Origin of the sequence: Exiguobacterium sp. s191, from assembly GCF_018618955.1 — a bacterium.
GTDB classification, from domain to species: Bacteria; Bacillota; Bacilli; order Exiguobacteriales; family Exiguobacteriaceae; genus Exiguobacterium_A; species Exiguobacterium_A abrahamii.
The window spans coordinates 1,759,566-1,773,737 of the sequence record NZ_JACSNC010000001.1 but is presented as its reverse complement, the minus strand read 5'-3'; the positions used below and the strand labels follow the sequence as shown (position 1 = coordinate 1,773,737).

Genomic DNA, 14,172 nt, shown 5'->3' with positions numbered 1-14,172 from the left:
TTTTTTGTATACTGACGACAGATACCACGAAGAAAGGAGCGACCGTCATGCAAGAGGTCACGACCGTCCCAGAAAACGGGCTATTGTATGTCTATGCACCGATGTGCGGGACATGCGCCATTGCGGAACGTATGCTCGATATCGTTGAAGCGACGGAATCAGGTCAATCGATTCAGAAGGCGAACGGGAATTTCATTCCGGATTTCTTAGAAGAAGCCCGTGTCATGAGTGTTCCTGCGTTGTTGCGAATTGAAGAAAATCAAGTCGTAGAGCGACTTTATGCCTTCCAGTCCGTTCAAAACGTCTTTGCTTTCTGTCAAGAACGGTAAGAAAAGTCCGATTGGATTTTTCTTTTTGTTAAATTGTCGGAATATTTACAATAATTCGTTGACAACGCAGAAATATGAATGGTATATTCATAACAACTTCTAGAAATGCATTATAGGAAGTCTAGCAGAGATGATCGTTCAATACGATTCAAGTCCTGAACCCTTTCTCCCATCCTAAGCCGGTGTATTGTTTCCCCTTAAGTCGTCCCCCAAAGACGAAGCGGTGCAATGAACGGGTGGTGGATCGAAAGGACCGATCAGGAAGTGAACGTAAGCTGGCGATCATGTCGAACAGGCGCCGTCCTCCACGCGGAAGAGCGAACAATTCCGAATGGAGCTGGGTTTTCCTTCGTAGCATTTCTAACCACATTATTCGTGTTGTCGGTTCGCCGGCAACGCCTTTTTTTTGTTTTCTGGAAGTTTTTCGAGCCGGTCGCTTGCCAGGATAGAATCTCCTTGCTACAATGCGAATAAGGAAAATTACTTTAATTCATATCCGATTACTCGGAATTAACTGGTGAGATGGAGGACGACAAGGCATGACAGTACGTTTTATGGATGTTTTCACAGAATGGGCATCAACGTATGACGAGACAGTAACCGGACACGATCCGGAGTATAAAGAGGTTTTTCGTCGATACGATGAGATTTTGGATACAGTAGCGGATAAAGCGCAGTCGCCGGTCATTGAATTCGGAGCAGGCACAGGGAACCTGACACAACGTCTTCTGGCACGTCACGACGCCGTACTCGCCGTTGAACCAAGTCCGGAGATGCGGGCAATCCTGACGGAAAAGATTCCGTCGCTTGATGTACAGGATGGTCACTTCCTCTCGTTCGAGGCGAAGGAAGCACGCAGTTTTGTTTCTACGTATGCGTTTCATCATCTAACAGATGAGGAAAAGGGAGAAGCAATCGATCTGATGGCATCACATTTACCGGCAGACGGAAAAATCGTCTACGCGGATACGATGTTCGTCTCAGAAGAGGCACGCCTGCAAACGATTCGTGAAGCACGTGCTCAAGGGTTCGACGCGTTAGCGGAAGATCTCGAACGCGAGTTCTACCCGTTGATTCCAGTCATGGAAGAATTGTTTACATCACGGGGATTCACTGTTAAATTTATACAATACAATCACTTCGTCTGGCTCGTAGAAGCCGAGAAAATGGGGGAATAAATCATGGCACTTCAAAAAATGAACGTCGAAAGCTTTAACCTGGATCACACGAAAGTCAAAGCACCTTATATCCGCGTCGCGGGTTATAAAGAAGGTAAAGTCGACCAAGTCGTCAAATACGATATCCGTTTCACACAACCAAACGTTGAGCAAATGCCGATGCGTGCGATGCACACACTCGAGCACTTACTTGCTGAAAACATCCGTAACTACTCGGATGATGTCATCGATGTCTCACCGATGGGATGCCAAACAGGTTTCTACATGGCGATGATGAACTTCGACTCGGTCGAAAAAATGAGCGAACTCGTTGAGAAGACGTTGAAAGACGTCCTCGCAGCAGAAGAGATTCCAGCGCAAAACGAAGTCCAATGTGGATTTGCGAGCGCACATGACCTCAAAGGAGCGAAGCACTATGCCGAGAAAATGCTTGCCGGTCGTGATGAATGGGACATCGTCTTCGGATGATCGCGAACAACGTCCGCGACCTCGTCGGAAACACACCACTCTACGAGATCACTTCATTCGATTTGCCTGCTGGTACGCGCATTTTGGCGAAGCTCGAATGGATGAACCCTGGGGGCAGCGTCAAAGACCGCCTTGGCATTCAACTCGTTGATGCAGCAATCGAAAACGGACATGTGACACCAGGCGGTACGATCATCGAGCCGACAGCCGGGAATACCGGCATCGGCTTGGCGCTCGCCGCTAAAAAATATGATCTTCAAGTCATCTGTGTCGTTCCGGAAAAATTCAGTCAAGAAAAACAGACGTTGATGCGGGCACTCGGCGCAACCGTCGTCAACACGCCGACTGAACTCGATATGCAAGGGGCTATCGACCGGGCTAAAGAACTCGGTCAGGAAATTCCGAACAGTTACGTTCCGTTACAATTCGAAAACGAAGAGAATCCAGTCACGTATCAGCGGACACTCGGTCCTGAGCTGATTGCGGACTTGTCGCACATCGACTGGTTCGTTGCCGGTTGTGGTTCAGGTGGTACGTTCGCCGGAACAGCGGACTTCTTAAAACAACGTCTCGGTACAAAAGCAGCGATCGTCGAACCGGAAGGCTCCGTCTTAAATGGTGGTCCAGCCGGTCCGCATAAGACAGAAGGCATTGGAACAGCAAAATGGCCAAGTCTCGTTCCGCGTGAACTCGTCGACGAGATTCATACGATTTCTGACCGCGATGCATTTGACGCGGTTCATACACTCGCTGCTCGCGAAGGATTACTCGTCGGTAGTTCAGCAGGTGCAGCGCTCGTTGCTGCGCTCGATATCGCAAAGCGTCACCCCGGCAGTACGATCGTCACCGTCTTCGCAGACAGTGCCGAACGCTACTTAAGCCAACAAATCTTTGAAAAGGTGGACGAAACTCATGCGTAAGAAGACAGCATTGATTCATGGAGGAACAGGTGTCGACCGGGCAACAGGAGCCGTCACACCTCCGATCTATCAAACAAGCACATACAAGCAGGATAAAATCGGTCAACTCAAGGACGGATACGAATACTCACGGACAGCGAACCCGACACGGACGAGCATCGAACGATTGATTGCGGATCTCGAAGGTGGCGCACGTGGTTTTGCCTTCGGTTCTGGGATGGCAGCAATCCATGCCGTCTTCCACTTGCTTGAGTCTGGCGACCACATCGTCATGACAGATGACGTCTACGGTGGTACGTTCCGCTTGATGCAACGCGTCTTACCGAAGTTCAATATCCAAGTGACATTCGTCGATACGACGGACCTTGCGGCAACGGAAGCAGCGATCCAAGACAACACGAAGATCGTCTACGTCGAAACACCGACGAACCCGTTGTTGAAAGTAACGGACATTGAAGCAATCGCAACGATCGCCAAACGTCACGATCTTAAACTTGTCGTCGACAACACGTTCGCGACACCTTATCATCAACAACCACTCGCACTTGGTGCAGACATCGTCTTGCACAGTGCGACGAAATACATCGGCGGACATTCGGACGTCGTCGCTGGACTTGTCGTCGTCAAAGATGATGCGCTCGGCGAAGAGCTGCACTTCATCCAAAACTCGACAGGCGGCGTGCTTGGACCGCAAGACAGCTTCTTGCTCGTCCGTGGTCTTCGTACACTCGGTATCCGAATGGATGCGATCGAAGAGACAGCACATGATCTCGTTGCGTTCCTACAAGCGCAAGACATCGTCTCGAACATTTTCTACCCAGGACTTGCATCGCATCCTGGTCACGACATCCAAGCGAAACAAGCGACTGGATTTGGTGGGATGATCAGCTTTGATGTCGGTTCAGCAGCGAACGCAGAAAAACTCGTCGAGGCGACACACTTCTTCACACTTGCTGAAAGTCTTGGTGCCGTCGAGAGTCTGATTTCGGTGCCGGCACGGATGACGCACGCGTCGATCCCAGCAGAGCGTCGGGCAGAACTCGGCATCACAGACGGTCTCGTCCGGATTTCAGTTGGACTTGAAGACGCGGAAGATTTGAAAGAAGACTTAACACGTGCTTTCACGTTCCTCGAAAAAGTTTCTGAAAAAACTGTTTGACAACAAAAATAACCCCTGCTAATATTCAGAATATATTCTACAAACTTAATACCGAAACTCTTATCGAGAGTGGTGGAGGGACTGGCCCGATGAAACCCGGCAACCGCGGATCTAATCCGAAGTGGTGCTAATTCCAGCAGACAAAAGTCTGGGAGATGAGAGCAAATGGTTTTGTGTACTGAAAAGTGCGCGCGTTTGCTCTAAAACGCGCGCACTTTTTTTATTTTAGGAGGGACAGTTGTGATTCGTTTACAAGACGTAGGAAAGATTTATCGCTCAAAGCGCGGAGCGGTCGAAGCCGTCGCGAATGTCGATCTGACAATCGAGCGCGGTGAAATTTTTGGAATAATCGGTTATTCCGGAGCAGGGAAATCGACTCTGATCCGATTACTGAATATGCTCGAAGCACCAACGAGTGGTTCGATCCAAATCGATGGTGTTGAAATGACATCACTGAAACCAAAAGAATTACGAGGCGTCCGCAAGAATGTCTCGATGGTCTTCCAACACTTCAACTTACTATGGTCACGGACGGTTGAAGAGAACATCATGTTCCCACTCGAGCTAGGTGGCTTCCCGAAAGCACATCGCAAGGAACGGGTAGCGGAACTGATCCAACTCGTTGGTTTGGACGGACGCGAAAAAGCTTATCCGTCACAATTATCCGGTGGTCAAAAACAACGTGTCGGTATCGCTCGGGCACTGGCATCGAACCCGGACGTTCTCTTATGTGACGAGGCAACAAGTGCACTCGATCCGAAGACGACGGACTCAATCCTTGAGTTACTCGTCGACATCAATGAAAAACTGAAACTAACGATCGTCTTGATCACACACGAGATGCACGTCATTCAAAAAATCTGTCACCGGGTCGCCGTCATGGAAGCCGGTAAAATCGTCGAGCAAGGACCGGTCGCAGAAGTCTTCCGTCATCCGAAGCAAGCGATGACGAAGGAATTCGTCAAACAATTGACGTCACCGTCAGAGAACGAGTTAACGTTCGCGAAACTACGCGAACGGTACCCAACCGGAAAAATCGTTCAGTTGACGTTCGTCGGATCGACAGCGGAAAGCCCGATCCTCGCGGAAGTCATGAAGGATTCACCGGTCCTGTTCAATATCATCGGCGGAAACGTCGGTCAATCGCAGGAAGGGGCACTCGGTACACTGTTCATTCAGTTGATCGGGGAAACAGAAGCAACACAAGCGGTCATCACGAAGCTTCAAGCCAGTGATGTTGAAGTGGAGGTGGATCACCGATGATTTCATTCTTTGACAACCTAGATTGGGACATGGTGTGGGAAGCGACAGGCAGTACCGTCTATATGACGGCAATCGCTGGGGTTTCGACATTCGTTCTCGGTTTGATCATTGGTTTACTATTGTATGCGACAAACGAAGAGTTATTGTTCAAGAATCGGGCGTTCTATTCAGTGTTGAGCTTGATCGTCAACGTCTTCCGTTCGATTCCGTTCATCATCTTACTGATCTTATTGATTCCATTTACGACAGCGATCGTCGGTTCGTTCCTCGGACCAACGGCAGCATTACCGGCACTGATTTTCGGTGCTGCACCATTTTACGGTCGGATGGTTGAACTCGCGTTACGTGAAGTCGATAAAGGTGTCATCGAGGCAGCTGAATCGATGGGGGCGACGAAGTTCCAAATCATCTATAAAGTCTTAATCCCGGAAGCGTTGCCTGCCATCGTTTCTGGTATCACGGTCACACTCGTCTCACTTGTCGGTTATACGGCAATGGCCGGAGTAGTCGGCGGAGGTGGACTTGGGGACATGGCCTTCATCGAAGGATTCCAGCGTTCTCAAAACGATGTCATCGTCATTGCGACACTCTTAATCTTAGCGATCGTCTTCGTCATCCAAATCATTGGTGATTTGCTGATCCGTGCGATCGATAAACGTTAATTCAAATTTTATTCATATTGGAGGAATCATTCATGAAAGTTTGGAAAAAATTCGTAGGTACTGCTGCTGTATCCGTCTTAGCAATCAGCCTTGCTGCATGTGGCGAAAAATCATCAGGATCAGGTAGCGACGACAAAACACTCGTCGTTGGTGCATCAAACGTACCGCACGCTGAGATTCTTGAGCACGTTAAAAAAGAATACGAAGCAAAAGGTTACAAGCTTGAAATCAAGAAGTTCCAAGATTACGTACTTCCGAACAAAGCACTCGCTTCAAAAGAAATCGATGCGAACTACTTCCAGCACGTACCGTATCTTGAGCAACAAGAGAAAGAAAACAAATCATATAAGTTCGCGAACGCAGGTGGCGTCCACGTTGAACCACTCGGTATTTATTCGAAGAAATACAAATCACTCGATAAGTTACCAAACGGTGCAACGATCCTGACGAGCTCAAACGTCGCGGAACGCGGTCGTGTCTTGACGTTCCTTCAAAATGAAGGATTGATCAAGCTTAAAGACGGTAAAACAACAGATGCACAACTCGGTGATATCGCAGAGAACCCGAAGAAACTCAAGTTCAAGACGAACATCGAAGCATCACTTCTTCCGCAAGCTTATAAAAACAATGAAGGCGACGCTGTCCTCATCAACACGAACTATGCGATCGATAACGGTCTGAACCCACTGAAAGACGCGATCGCTTCAGAAGATGAGTCTTCACCATACGTCAACATCATCGTCACACGTGACGGCGATGAGAAAGACAAGCGTGTCACAGCACTTCTTGACGTTCTGCACGAGAAGAAAAACCAAGATTGGATCCTCGACAAGTACAAAGGTGCGGTCGTTCCAGTCAGCAAATAAGTTCACCGAAACCGGCATCCTTCCTATATAATGGAAGGATGCTTTTCATTTGTCTGAAACAGGGGTTAGGGGGAATCATATGCAACGCATACGTCAACTGCATCCGTTGACACTCGGGGTCTTGTTCGGGACGTTTTTCTCGCGTCTCGGAACGTTCATCACGATGCCGTTCTTCGCCATCTACATGACGACCGTCCTGAAGTTTGATCCGGTCGATGTCGGCTGGGTGCTCAGTATTTCGGCGATCGCCAGTCTCGTCATGAGCTTCATCGGTGGTACTTTGTCAGACCGTTATGGACGGCGGACGATGATGCTTGCCGGAACGATTGGGTTCGCGGTCGTCTTCATCGCGCTGGCACAAGTCGAGACATTCTGGGCATTCTTTACGCTCAGTGCCTTGAACGGGGTCTGTCGCTCGATTTTTGAACCGTCCGCCCGTGCCCTGATCAGTGATACGACGGACGAAGCGAACCGATTGTTCGTCTTCAATATCCGTTACGCGATGATCAACATCGCAGCAGCGATCGGACCGGGAATCGCCTTGCTGCTGAGTGCAGGGAACACGTCCGCGACGTTTTACATCACGGCGTTCGTCTATATCGTGTACGGGGTGATGATCGGTATCTTATTCAAACGCTATCCAATCACCGAGACGCATGGTGGGAAAAAGGTGTCATTCGGAGCAACGGTTCGTCTGTTGCGGACGGATATCGCCTTTACGCTGGCACTTGCCGGCATCATCTTCGGGGTCTTTGGCTACAGCCAGTTCAACTCGACCTTGCCACAGTTCTTGACGGAAACGTCACTCCTTGAAGGCGGGAAGACACTCTATGCGATCTTAATCACGATCAATGCAATCACCGTCTTGATCGTCCAGTATCCAATCATGAAGTTTGGTGTCAAGACGTCACCACTCGTCTCGATCACGACCGGGATTGCGACTGTTGCGATCGGATTGTTCATCATGGGAAATGCGAACGCGATCTGGTTGATGATCGTCGCGATGTTCATCTTCACGTGCGGGGAAGTCATGATGTTCACGATGACTGATATCTTAACCGATCGGTTCGCGAAGCCAGAATTACGGGGCAGTTACTTCGGGGCGATGGGCTTGACGTCGATCGGACAATCAATCGGTCCGATCGCCGGAGGACATTTGTTAAGTTTATATGGAGCGGACCGTCCGTTACCGATTTTCGGGATATTAGCGGGCTTGACATTATTCGGAATACCACTGCTCTTACTGTCACAACGGATTCATCGGGCTTCGACGATCGATGAACTGGAGGAACCGGTGAAACTTTCGAATGATTCTCAACAAAACGCATGATTTTGAGAAAAATCAGCGAGCGATGACGCTTGAATAATACGCGATGTTTCTTTAAGATTAGAATGATACTAAATTAGTAACGCTCGTGTTCTGAATCGTCAGTCACGAAATGAATAGATGGAGGGATTCTAACATGAAGGCTTCACACTTGAAGATTGAAGATCTACACGTCGCGATCGACGGCAAGGAAATCTTGAAAGGCGTCAACTTGGAAATCAAAGGCGGGGAAATCCACGCGGTCATGGGACCAAACGGGACAGGTAAATCAACACTCGCATCAGCATTGATGGGTCACCCATCGTACGAAGTGACATCTGGTTCAGTCACACTCGACGGCGAAGACGTCCTCGACATGGAAGTCGATGAGCGCGCACAAGCGGGTATGTTCCTCGCAATGCAGTACCCAAGCGAAATCAGTGGTGTCACGAACTCAGACTTCCTTCGTTCAGCGATCAACTCGCGTCGTGAAGAAGGCGATGAAATCTCACTCATGAAGTTCATCCGTGAGCTTGATTCACAAATGGGTCTTCTCGAGATGCCTTCAGAAATGGCACACCGCTACCTCAACGAAGGTTTCTCTGGTGGAGAAAAGAAACGTAACGAAATTCTTCAGATGATGATGCTTAAACCAGCGATCGCGATTCTTGATGAAATCGATTCAGGTCTTGATATCGATGCATTGAAAGTCGTCGCAAAAGGTGTCAACGAAATGCGTTCACCTGAATTCGGCTGCTTGATCATCACGCACTACCAACGTCTCTTGAACTATATCGAGCCAGACTTCATCCACATCATGATGGGCGGAAAAATCGTCATGTCTGGTGGTAAAGAACTCGCACACCGTCTCGAAGCAGAAGGTTATGACTGGGTTAAAAAAGAACTCGGCATCGAAGACGTCGAAATCGAAACAAAAGCGTAAGACGAGGGAGGAAGCATGATGACTGTAGAACTGAATCTTGCAGTAAATCGCGAGGCAGTGGCAGAACGTGCGACTCGCTTAGGGGAACCATCTTGGATGGTCGCAAAGCGTCAAGACGCGCTTGATCTTGCCCCAACGCTCGCATTGCCAAAAGTAGAAAAAATCAAGATCGAAGGCTGGAACTTCACAGAAGGTACGACGGAACTCGAAACCGTCACTGGTCTTTCTTCAGATATCGAAGCATTGATCGGCGAGAACCGTGATCACATGCTCGTCACGCGTAACGGACAACTCGTCCACGCGCAAAACAGTGAAGCGGCGAACGGCGTCATCTTCACGACGCTCGAAGACGCATTAAAACAACACCCAGAACTCGTCGAGAAGTACTTCATGACGGAAGGTGTTCAAGTTAACGAAGATCGTCTTGCGGCATTAAACGCAGCACTTCGTAACGGCGGTACGTTCCTTTATGTACCAAAAGGCGTTAAGCTTTCTGTACCGATGCAAGCGATCTACACGCTTGAGCAATCAGGCGCAGCGCTTTACCATCACGCGATCATCGTCGCAGATGCGGACAGCGAACTGACGTATATCGAAAACTTCGTCTCTTATGGTGATGAAGCGCATAACGTCAACGTCGTCACAGAAGTCTTCGTTGAAGACAACGCAAAAGTTCTCTTCGGTGGTGTCGACACGCTATCAAAAGGTGCCATCACGTATATGAACCGTCGTGGTGTCGTCAAACAAGGCGCGAAGCTCGAATGGGCACTCGGTCACATGAATGACGGTCATACGGTTACAGAAACAAAAACACACCTCGTCGGAAACGATTCGTTCTCAGATACGAAAGCCGTTACGGTCGGTCGTGGAGAGCAAAAACAAAACTTCAACGTCCGGACGGACCACTTCGGTAAAGGATCAGAAGGTTTCATCTTGATCCACGGTGTCCAAAAAGACGCAGCAACATCGATCTTCAACGGAACGTCGATGATCCATCACGGCGCTTCGAAATCAAACGGCGTTCAAACGGAACGTGTCCTCATGTTGTCTGAAAAGGCACGTGGTGATGCGAACCCAATCCTCTTGATCGATGAGGATGACGTCATGGCAGGACACGCGGCATCTGTCGGTCGTGTCGATGAACTACAACTCTACTACTTGATGAGCCGTGGCCTTTCACGGAAGGAAGCAGAACGCCTCGTCGTTCACGGATTCCTCCAGCCAGTCGTCTCGGAACTTGCGATTGACTCGGTGAAAGAACGTCTCGTTCAAGTCATCGAAGGGAAAGTAAACTAATATGGGAATCGATGCATCCATCCGCAATCAGTTTCCGATCCTCGACCAACAGGTCAACGACCGGAAACTCGTCTATCTCGATAGTGCGGCCTCTTCGCAGAAGCCGCTCGTCGTCATCAATGCGATTGACGACTACTATAAGACGATTCATTCGAATGTGCACCGTGGCGTCCATACGCTCGGAACACGAGCGACGGATGCGTACGAAGGTGCGCGTGAGAACGTTCGTCGTTTCATCCAGGCGCAACACCATGAAGAAATTATCTTTACCCGCGGCACGACGACGGCAATCAACATCGTCGCGTCTAGCTACGGCATGGAGCATGTCGAAGAAGGCGACGAGATCGTCGTCACATATCTCGAACACCATGCGAATCTCATTCCGTGGCAACAAGTCGCTAAACGCAAAAAAGCGAAGTTGAAATACGTTGATTTGACAGCGGATGGTCGCGTGACGGTCGAAGCGGTCGAAGCACAACTGTCTGACCGGACGAAGATCGTCGCGATGGCACACGTCTCGAACGTTCTCGGTACAATCAATCCGATCAAAGAAGTCGCTCGTCTTGCGCACGCTCGTGGTGCCGTCATGGTCGTCGATGCTGCGCAAAGTGCACCACACCAACGGATTAATGTCACGGATCTCGACTGTGACTTCCTCGCTTTCTCCGCACACAAGATGTGTGGTCCGACAGGCGTTGGTGTTCTTTACGGGAAAAAGGCATTACTCAATGCGATGGAACCGGTTGAATTCGGTGGTGAGATGATTGATTACGTTGGTCTTGAAGAGTCGACGTTCAAACCGTCTCCATATCGTTTCGAAGCGGGCACACCAATCATCGCAGGTGCCGTTGGTTTATCGGCAGCGATTGATTTCTTAGAAGAGATTGGTTTAGAGAACGTCGAAGCACACGAACGTGAACTCGCGCAGTACGCGATGGCACAAATGCGTGACATCGACGGACTCACGATTTACGGTCCGGAAGAACGCGTTGGACTCGTCACGTTCAATCTCGGTGATGTCCATGCACATGACGTCGCAACCGTCCTTGATATGCAGGGAATCGCGGTTCGCGCCGGTCACCACTGTGCACAGCCCCTGATGCGTTGGCTCGGAGCGAGCTCGACGGCTCGCGCTAGCTTCTATCTCTACAACACGAAAGAAGAGGTTGACGCACTCGTGACAGGACTTCGCCAAACGAAGGAGTATTTCAGTCATGGATTTTAACAATCTCGATCACTTGTATCGTCAAGTGATCATGGATCACTATAAAACTCCCCGAAATCGCGGTGCGATCGAGGGGGGCGTCACGATCGACATGAACAATCCGACGTGCGGCGATACGATTCGTCTCCAGCTCGCGATTGAAGACGATGTCGTCCGTGATGCGAAATTTGACGGGGAGGGCTGCTCGATCAGCATGGCGTCTGCTTCAATGATGACGCAACTCGTCAAAGGTAAGACTATCGAAGAAGCCTTACGACTCGCGGATATCTTTTCGGACATGGTCCAAGGAAAAGACTATGACGACGAATCGTTCGACCTCGGGGACGTCGAGGCACTCTCGGGTGTCACGAAATTCCCGGCACGGATCAAATGTGCGACACTTGCCTGGAAGGCGCTCGAACGCGGCGTAGAAGAAGGGAAGTAAACTTCGGTCACAAGCAAGTAAGAGGAGGAAATGAACATGGCAAAGAACATGCCGGAAATTGGCGATTATAAATATGGTTTCCACGATCGCGATATCTCGATCTTCCGTTCTGGACGTGGCTTGACGACTGAAGTCGTCGAAACGATCTCGAAAATGAAGGAAGAACCACAATGGATGCTTGATTTCCGTTTGAAATCACTCAAGATCTTCAACGAACAAGCAATGCCAGCGTGGGGTGGCGATCTCTCAGAATTGAACTTCGACGACATCACGTACTACGTCAAGCCGTCTGAACGTGCAGAGAAATCGTGGGATGAAGTACCGGAAGAAATCAAACGTACGTTTGATAAGCTCGGTATCCCTGAAGCAGAGCAAAAATACTTGGCAGGTGTCTCGGCTCAGTACGAGTCAGAGGTCGTCTATCACAACATGAAGGAAGATCTCGAAGAAATCGGTGTTGTCTTCAAAGATACAGATACAGCATTAAAAGAGAACGAAGATATCTTCCGTGAGTACTTCGGAAAATTGATCCCGCCAACAGACAACAAGTTCGCAGCTTTGAACACAGCGGTCTGGTCAGGTGGATCGTTCATCTACGTACCAAAAGGCGTTAAAGTCGACACGCCGCTTCAAGCCTACTTCCGGATCAACTCGGAAAACATGGGTCAATTCGAGCGGACGTTGATCATCGTTGATGACGAAGCATCGGTTCACTACGTCGAAGGATGTACAGCACCGGTCTACACGACGAACTCGCTTCACTCAGCGGTCGTTGAGATCTTCATCAACAAAAACGCTTACTGCCGTTATACAACGATCCAAAACTGGGCGAACAACGTCTACAACCTCGTTACGAAGCGTGCGATCTGTGAAGCTGGCGCAACGATGGAATGGGTCGATGGTAACATCGGTTCGAAACTGACGATGAAATACCCAGCCGTCATCCTTAAAGGTGAAGGTTCACGTGGTATGACATTGTCGATCGCAATCGCTGGTAAAGGTCAACACCAAGATGCGGGTGCGAAGATGATTCACTTAGCACCGAACACGTCGTCGACGATCGTCTCGAAGTCGATCTCAAAACACGGTGGTAAAGTCACGTACCGCGGTATCGTTCACTTCGGACGTAAAGCGACAGGTGCACGTTCGAACATCGAATGTGATACGCTCATCATGGATAACCAATCGACGTCGGATACGATTCCGTACAACGAAATCCTCAACGATAACATTTCGCTCGAGCACGAAGCGAAAGTCTCGAAGGTCTCGGAAGAGCAATTGTTCTACCTCATGAGCCGCGGGATCTCACAAGAGGAAGCAACGGAAATGATCGTCATGGGCTTCATCGAGCCATTCACAAAAGAACTTCCAATGGAATATGCGGTCGAAATGAACCGTCTCATCAAGTTCGAGATGGAAGGTTCAATCGGATAATTCGTCTTACTCTCTCATCTACGGATGGGGGAGTTTTTTTCATGAAATGGTTATTCGGGTAAAGAATGAAAAAGGAGGGGTTACTATGCGTGACATCGTCTATTCCTTTCAAGTCTCGCTTGACGGTTACATCGAGGATGCGTCAGGAAGGATCGATTTCGCTTCACCGGATGCGGAATTACATCAGTATTTCAATGACTACGAGAAAGCGTTCGATACCCATGTCTACGGACGCCGTTTGTACGAGATGATGCAATACTGGGAGACAGCGGATCAGGAAGACGAGCCGATTGTCGTTGAGTATGCGAAAACCTGGCAATCGCTTGAGAAGGTCGTCTTCTCGCGGACGCTTGATTCCGTCACAAGAAATGCGCGTCTAGCGACCAAGTCACTTACCGAGGAACTTCAAGCACTAAAAGCATTGCCTGGAAAACAGATTGCGATCGGTGGGGCGACGCTTGCTTCTGAAGCAATTGAGCTTGGACTCGTCGATCGCTATCATGTCGTGATCTACCCCGTTCTGCTCGGTGGTGGAAAACGGATGTTTCCGGTATTTGATCAACCACAGACGCTACGGTTAGTCGAAACACGCGTCTTTGCTTCCGGATGTATCGCGTTATCTTATGAAAAAATCTAGTCTTCACAAAAAAGAGTCTCTTATTTCAAAAGGGATTCTTTTTCGTTACATCCGATAAAATT

The 14,172-nt window shown here is 49.3% G+C and carries 15 protein-coding genes and 1 riboswitch; all 15 genes read left to right on the top strand.

What is annotated here, in order from left to right:
* Positions 1-47 precede the first annotated feature (47 nt).
* The 15 genes from KNQ09_RS09390 to KNQ09_RS09320 all read left to right on the top strand — a co-directional run bounded on the left by KNQ09_RS09390 (position 48) and on the right by KNQ09_RS09320 (position 14,110).
* The gene (locus KNQ09_RS09390; RefSeq protein WP_023469167.1) at positions 48-329 is read left to right on the top strand and encodes a thioredoxin family protein; all 282 of its coding nucleotides are present in this window, start codon (positions 48-50) and stop codon (positions 327-329) included.
* Between the two features lie 539 nt (positions 330-868).
* Positions 869-1,507, top strand: a complete 639-nt coding sequence (locus tag KNQ09_RS09385) for a class I SAM-dependent methyltransferase (protein WP_064299450.1) — start codon at positions 869-871, stop codon at positions 1,505-1,507.
* 3 nt (positions 1,508-1,510) lie between these two features.
* The gene (locus KNQ09_RS09380; protein ID WP_023469165.1) at positions 1,511-1,975 is read left to right on the top strand and encodes an S-ribosylhomocysteine lyase; all 465 of its coding nucleotides are present in this window, start codon (positions 1,511-1,513) and stop codon (positions 1,973-1,975) included.
* Positions 1,972-2,895 (top strand): PLP-dependent cysteine synthase family protein, encoded by a 924-nt coding sequence (locus KNQ09_RS09375; RefSeq protein WP_064299451.1) that lies wholly within the window; start codon positions 1,972-1,974, stop codon positions 2,893-2,895. Before KNQ09_RS09380 ends, KNQ09_RS09375 begins: the two co-directional genes overlap by 4 nt.
* Positions 2,888-4,054, top strand: a complete 1,167-nt coding sequence (locus KNQ09_RS09370) for a bifunctional cystathionine gamma-lyase/homocysteine desulfhydrase (RefSeq protein WP_023469163.1) — start codon at positions 2,888-2,890, stop codon at positions 4,052-4,054. Before KNQ09_RS09375 ends, KNQ09_RS09370 begins: the two co-directional genes overlap by 8 nt.
* A 57-nt stretch (positions 4,055-4,111) precedes the next feature.
* Positions 4,112-4,216, top strand: a riboswitch (SAM riboswitch).
* 78 nt (positions 4,217-4,294) lie between these two features.
* Positions 4,295-5,317 (top strand): methionine ABC transporter ATP-binding protein, encoded by a 1,023-nt coding sequence (locus KNQ09_RS09365; protein WP_023469162.1) that lies wholly within the window; start codon positions 4,295-4,297, stop codon positions 5,315-5,317.
* Entirely contained in the window at positions 5,314-5,979 is a 666-nt protein-coding gene (locus KNQ09_RS09360; RefSeq protein ID WP_064299452.1) for a methionine ABC transporter permease, read from the top strand. Before KNQ09_RS09365 ends, KNQ09_RS09360 begins: the two co-directional genes overlap by 4 nt.
* Positions 5,980-6,011: 32 nt before the next feature.
* A complete protein-coding gene (locus KNQ09_RS09355) occupies positions 6,012-6,845 on the top strand; it encodes a MetQ/NlpA family ABC transporter substrate-binding protein (protein ID WP_050678660.1) in 834 nt (277 codons plus the stop codon).
* Positions 6,846-6,924: 79 nt separating this feature from the next.
* Positions 6,925-8,175 (top strand): MDR family MFS transporter, encoded by a 1,251-nt coding sequence (locus tag KNQ09_RS09350; RefSeq protein ID WP_064299453.1) that lies wholly within the window; start codon positions 6,925-6,927, stop codon positions 8,173-8,175.
* A gap of 133 nt (positions 8,176-8,308) precedes the next feature.
* Positions 8,309-9,094, top strand: a complete 786-nt coding sequence (gene sufC, locus KNQ09_RS09345; protein WP_023469158.1) for a Fe-S cluster assembly ATPase SufC — start codon at positions 8,309-8,311, stop codon at positions 9,092-9,094.
* A gap of 18 nt (positions 9,095-9,112) precedes the next feature.
* Complete coding sequence (gene sufD / locus KNQ09_RS09340; RefSeq protein ID WP_023469157.1) at positions 9,113-10,390, top strand: Fe-S cluster assembly protein SufD; 1,278 nt, start codon at positions 9,113-9,115, stop codon at positions 10,388-10,390.
* Position 10,391: 1 nt separating this feature from the next.
* Positions 10,392-11,615, top strand: a complete 1,224-nt coding sequence (locus KNQ09_RS09335; protein ID WP_035396382.1) for a cysteine desulfurase — start codon at positions 10,392-10,394, stop codon at positions 11,613-11,615.
* On the top strand, positions 11,605-12,039 hold the full coding sequence (sufU, locus tag KNQ09_RS09330; RefSeq protein ID WP_023469155.1) for a Fe-S cluster assembly sulfur transfer protein SufU: 435 nt from the start codon (positions 11,605-11,607) through the stop codon (positions 12,037-12,039). The genes KNQ09_RS09335 and sufU overlap by 11 nt, the downstream gene beginning before the upstream one ends.
* Before the next feature lie 36 nt (positions 12,040-12,075).
* Positions 12,076-13,473 (top strand): Fe-S cluster assembly protein SufB, encoded by a 1,398-nt coding sequence (gene sufB, locus KNQ09_RS09325; protein WP_023469154.1) that lies wholly within the window; start codon positions 12,076-12,078, stop codon positions 13,471-13,473.
* Positions 13,474-13,558: 85 nt separating this feature from the next.
* Positions 13,559-14,110, top strand: a complete 552-nt coding sequence (locus KNQ09_RS09320; RefSeq protein ID WP_064299455.1) for a dihydrofolate reductase family protein — start codon at positions 13,559-13,561, stop codon at positions 14,108-14,110.
* The last annotated feature ends 62 nt before the right edge of the window (positions 14,111-14,172 follow it).

Bases quoted from the DNA above. Each gene is read 5' to 3' on its own strand.
- sufD (WP_023469157.1), top strand. From the start codon at position 9,113: ATGACTGTAGAACTGAATCTTGCAGTAAATCGCGAGGCAGTGGCAGAA.
- sufB (WP_023469154.1), top strand. From the start codon at position 12,076: ATGGCAAAGAACATGCCGGAAATTGGCGATTATAAATATGGTTTCCAC.
- KNQ09_RS09360 (WP_064299452.1), top strand. From the start codon at position 5,314: ATGATTTCATTCTTTGACAACCTAGATTGGGACATGGTGTGGGAAGCG.
- KNQ09_RS09385 (WP_064299450.1), top strand. From the start codon at position 869: ATGACAGTACGTTTTATGGATGTTTTCACAGAATGGGCATCAACGTAT.
- KNQ09_RS09370 (WP_023469163.1), top strand. From the start codon at position 2,888: ATGCGTAAGAAGACAGCATTGATTCATGGAGGAACAGGTGTCGACCGG.
- KNQ09_RS09375 (WP_064299451.1), top strand. From the start codon at position 1,972: ATGATCGCGAACAACGTCCGCGACCTCGTCGGAAACACACCACTCTAC.
- KNQ09_RS09320 (WP_064299455.1), top strand. From the start codon at position 13,559: ATGCGTGACATCGTCTATTCCTTTCAAGTCTCGCTTGACGGTTACATC.
- sufC (WP_023469158.1), top strand. From the start codon at position 8,309: ATGAAGGCTTCACACTTGAAGATTGAAGATCTACACGTCGCGATCGAC.
- KNQ09_RS09390 (WP_023469167.1), top strand. From the start codon at position 48: ATGCAAGAGGTCACGACCGTCCCAGAAAACGGGCTATTGTATGTCTAT.
- KNQ09_RS09355 (WP_050678660.1), top strand. From the start codon at position 6,012: ATGAAAGTTTGGAAAAAATTCGTAGGTACTGCTGCTGTATCCGTCTTA.
- KNQ09_RS09350 (WP_064299453.1), top strand. From the start codon at position 6,925: ATGCAACGCATACGTCAACTGCATCCGTTGACACTCGGGGTCTTGTTC.
- KNQ09_RS09380 (WP_023469165.1), top strand. From the start codon at position 1,511: ATGGCACTTCAAAAAATGAACGTCGAAAGCTTTAACCTGGATCACACG.
- KNQ09_RS09335 (WP_035396382.1), top strand. From the start codon at position 10,392: ATGGGAATCGATGCATCCATCCGCAATCAGTTTCCGATCCTCGACCAA.
- sufU (WP_023469155.1), top strand. From the start codon at position 11,605: ATGGATTTTAACAATCTCGATCACTTGTATCGTCAAGTGATCATGGAT.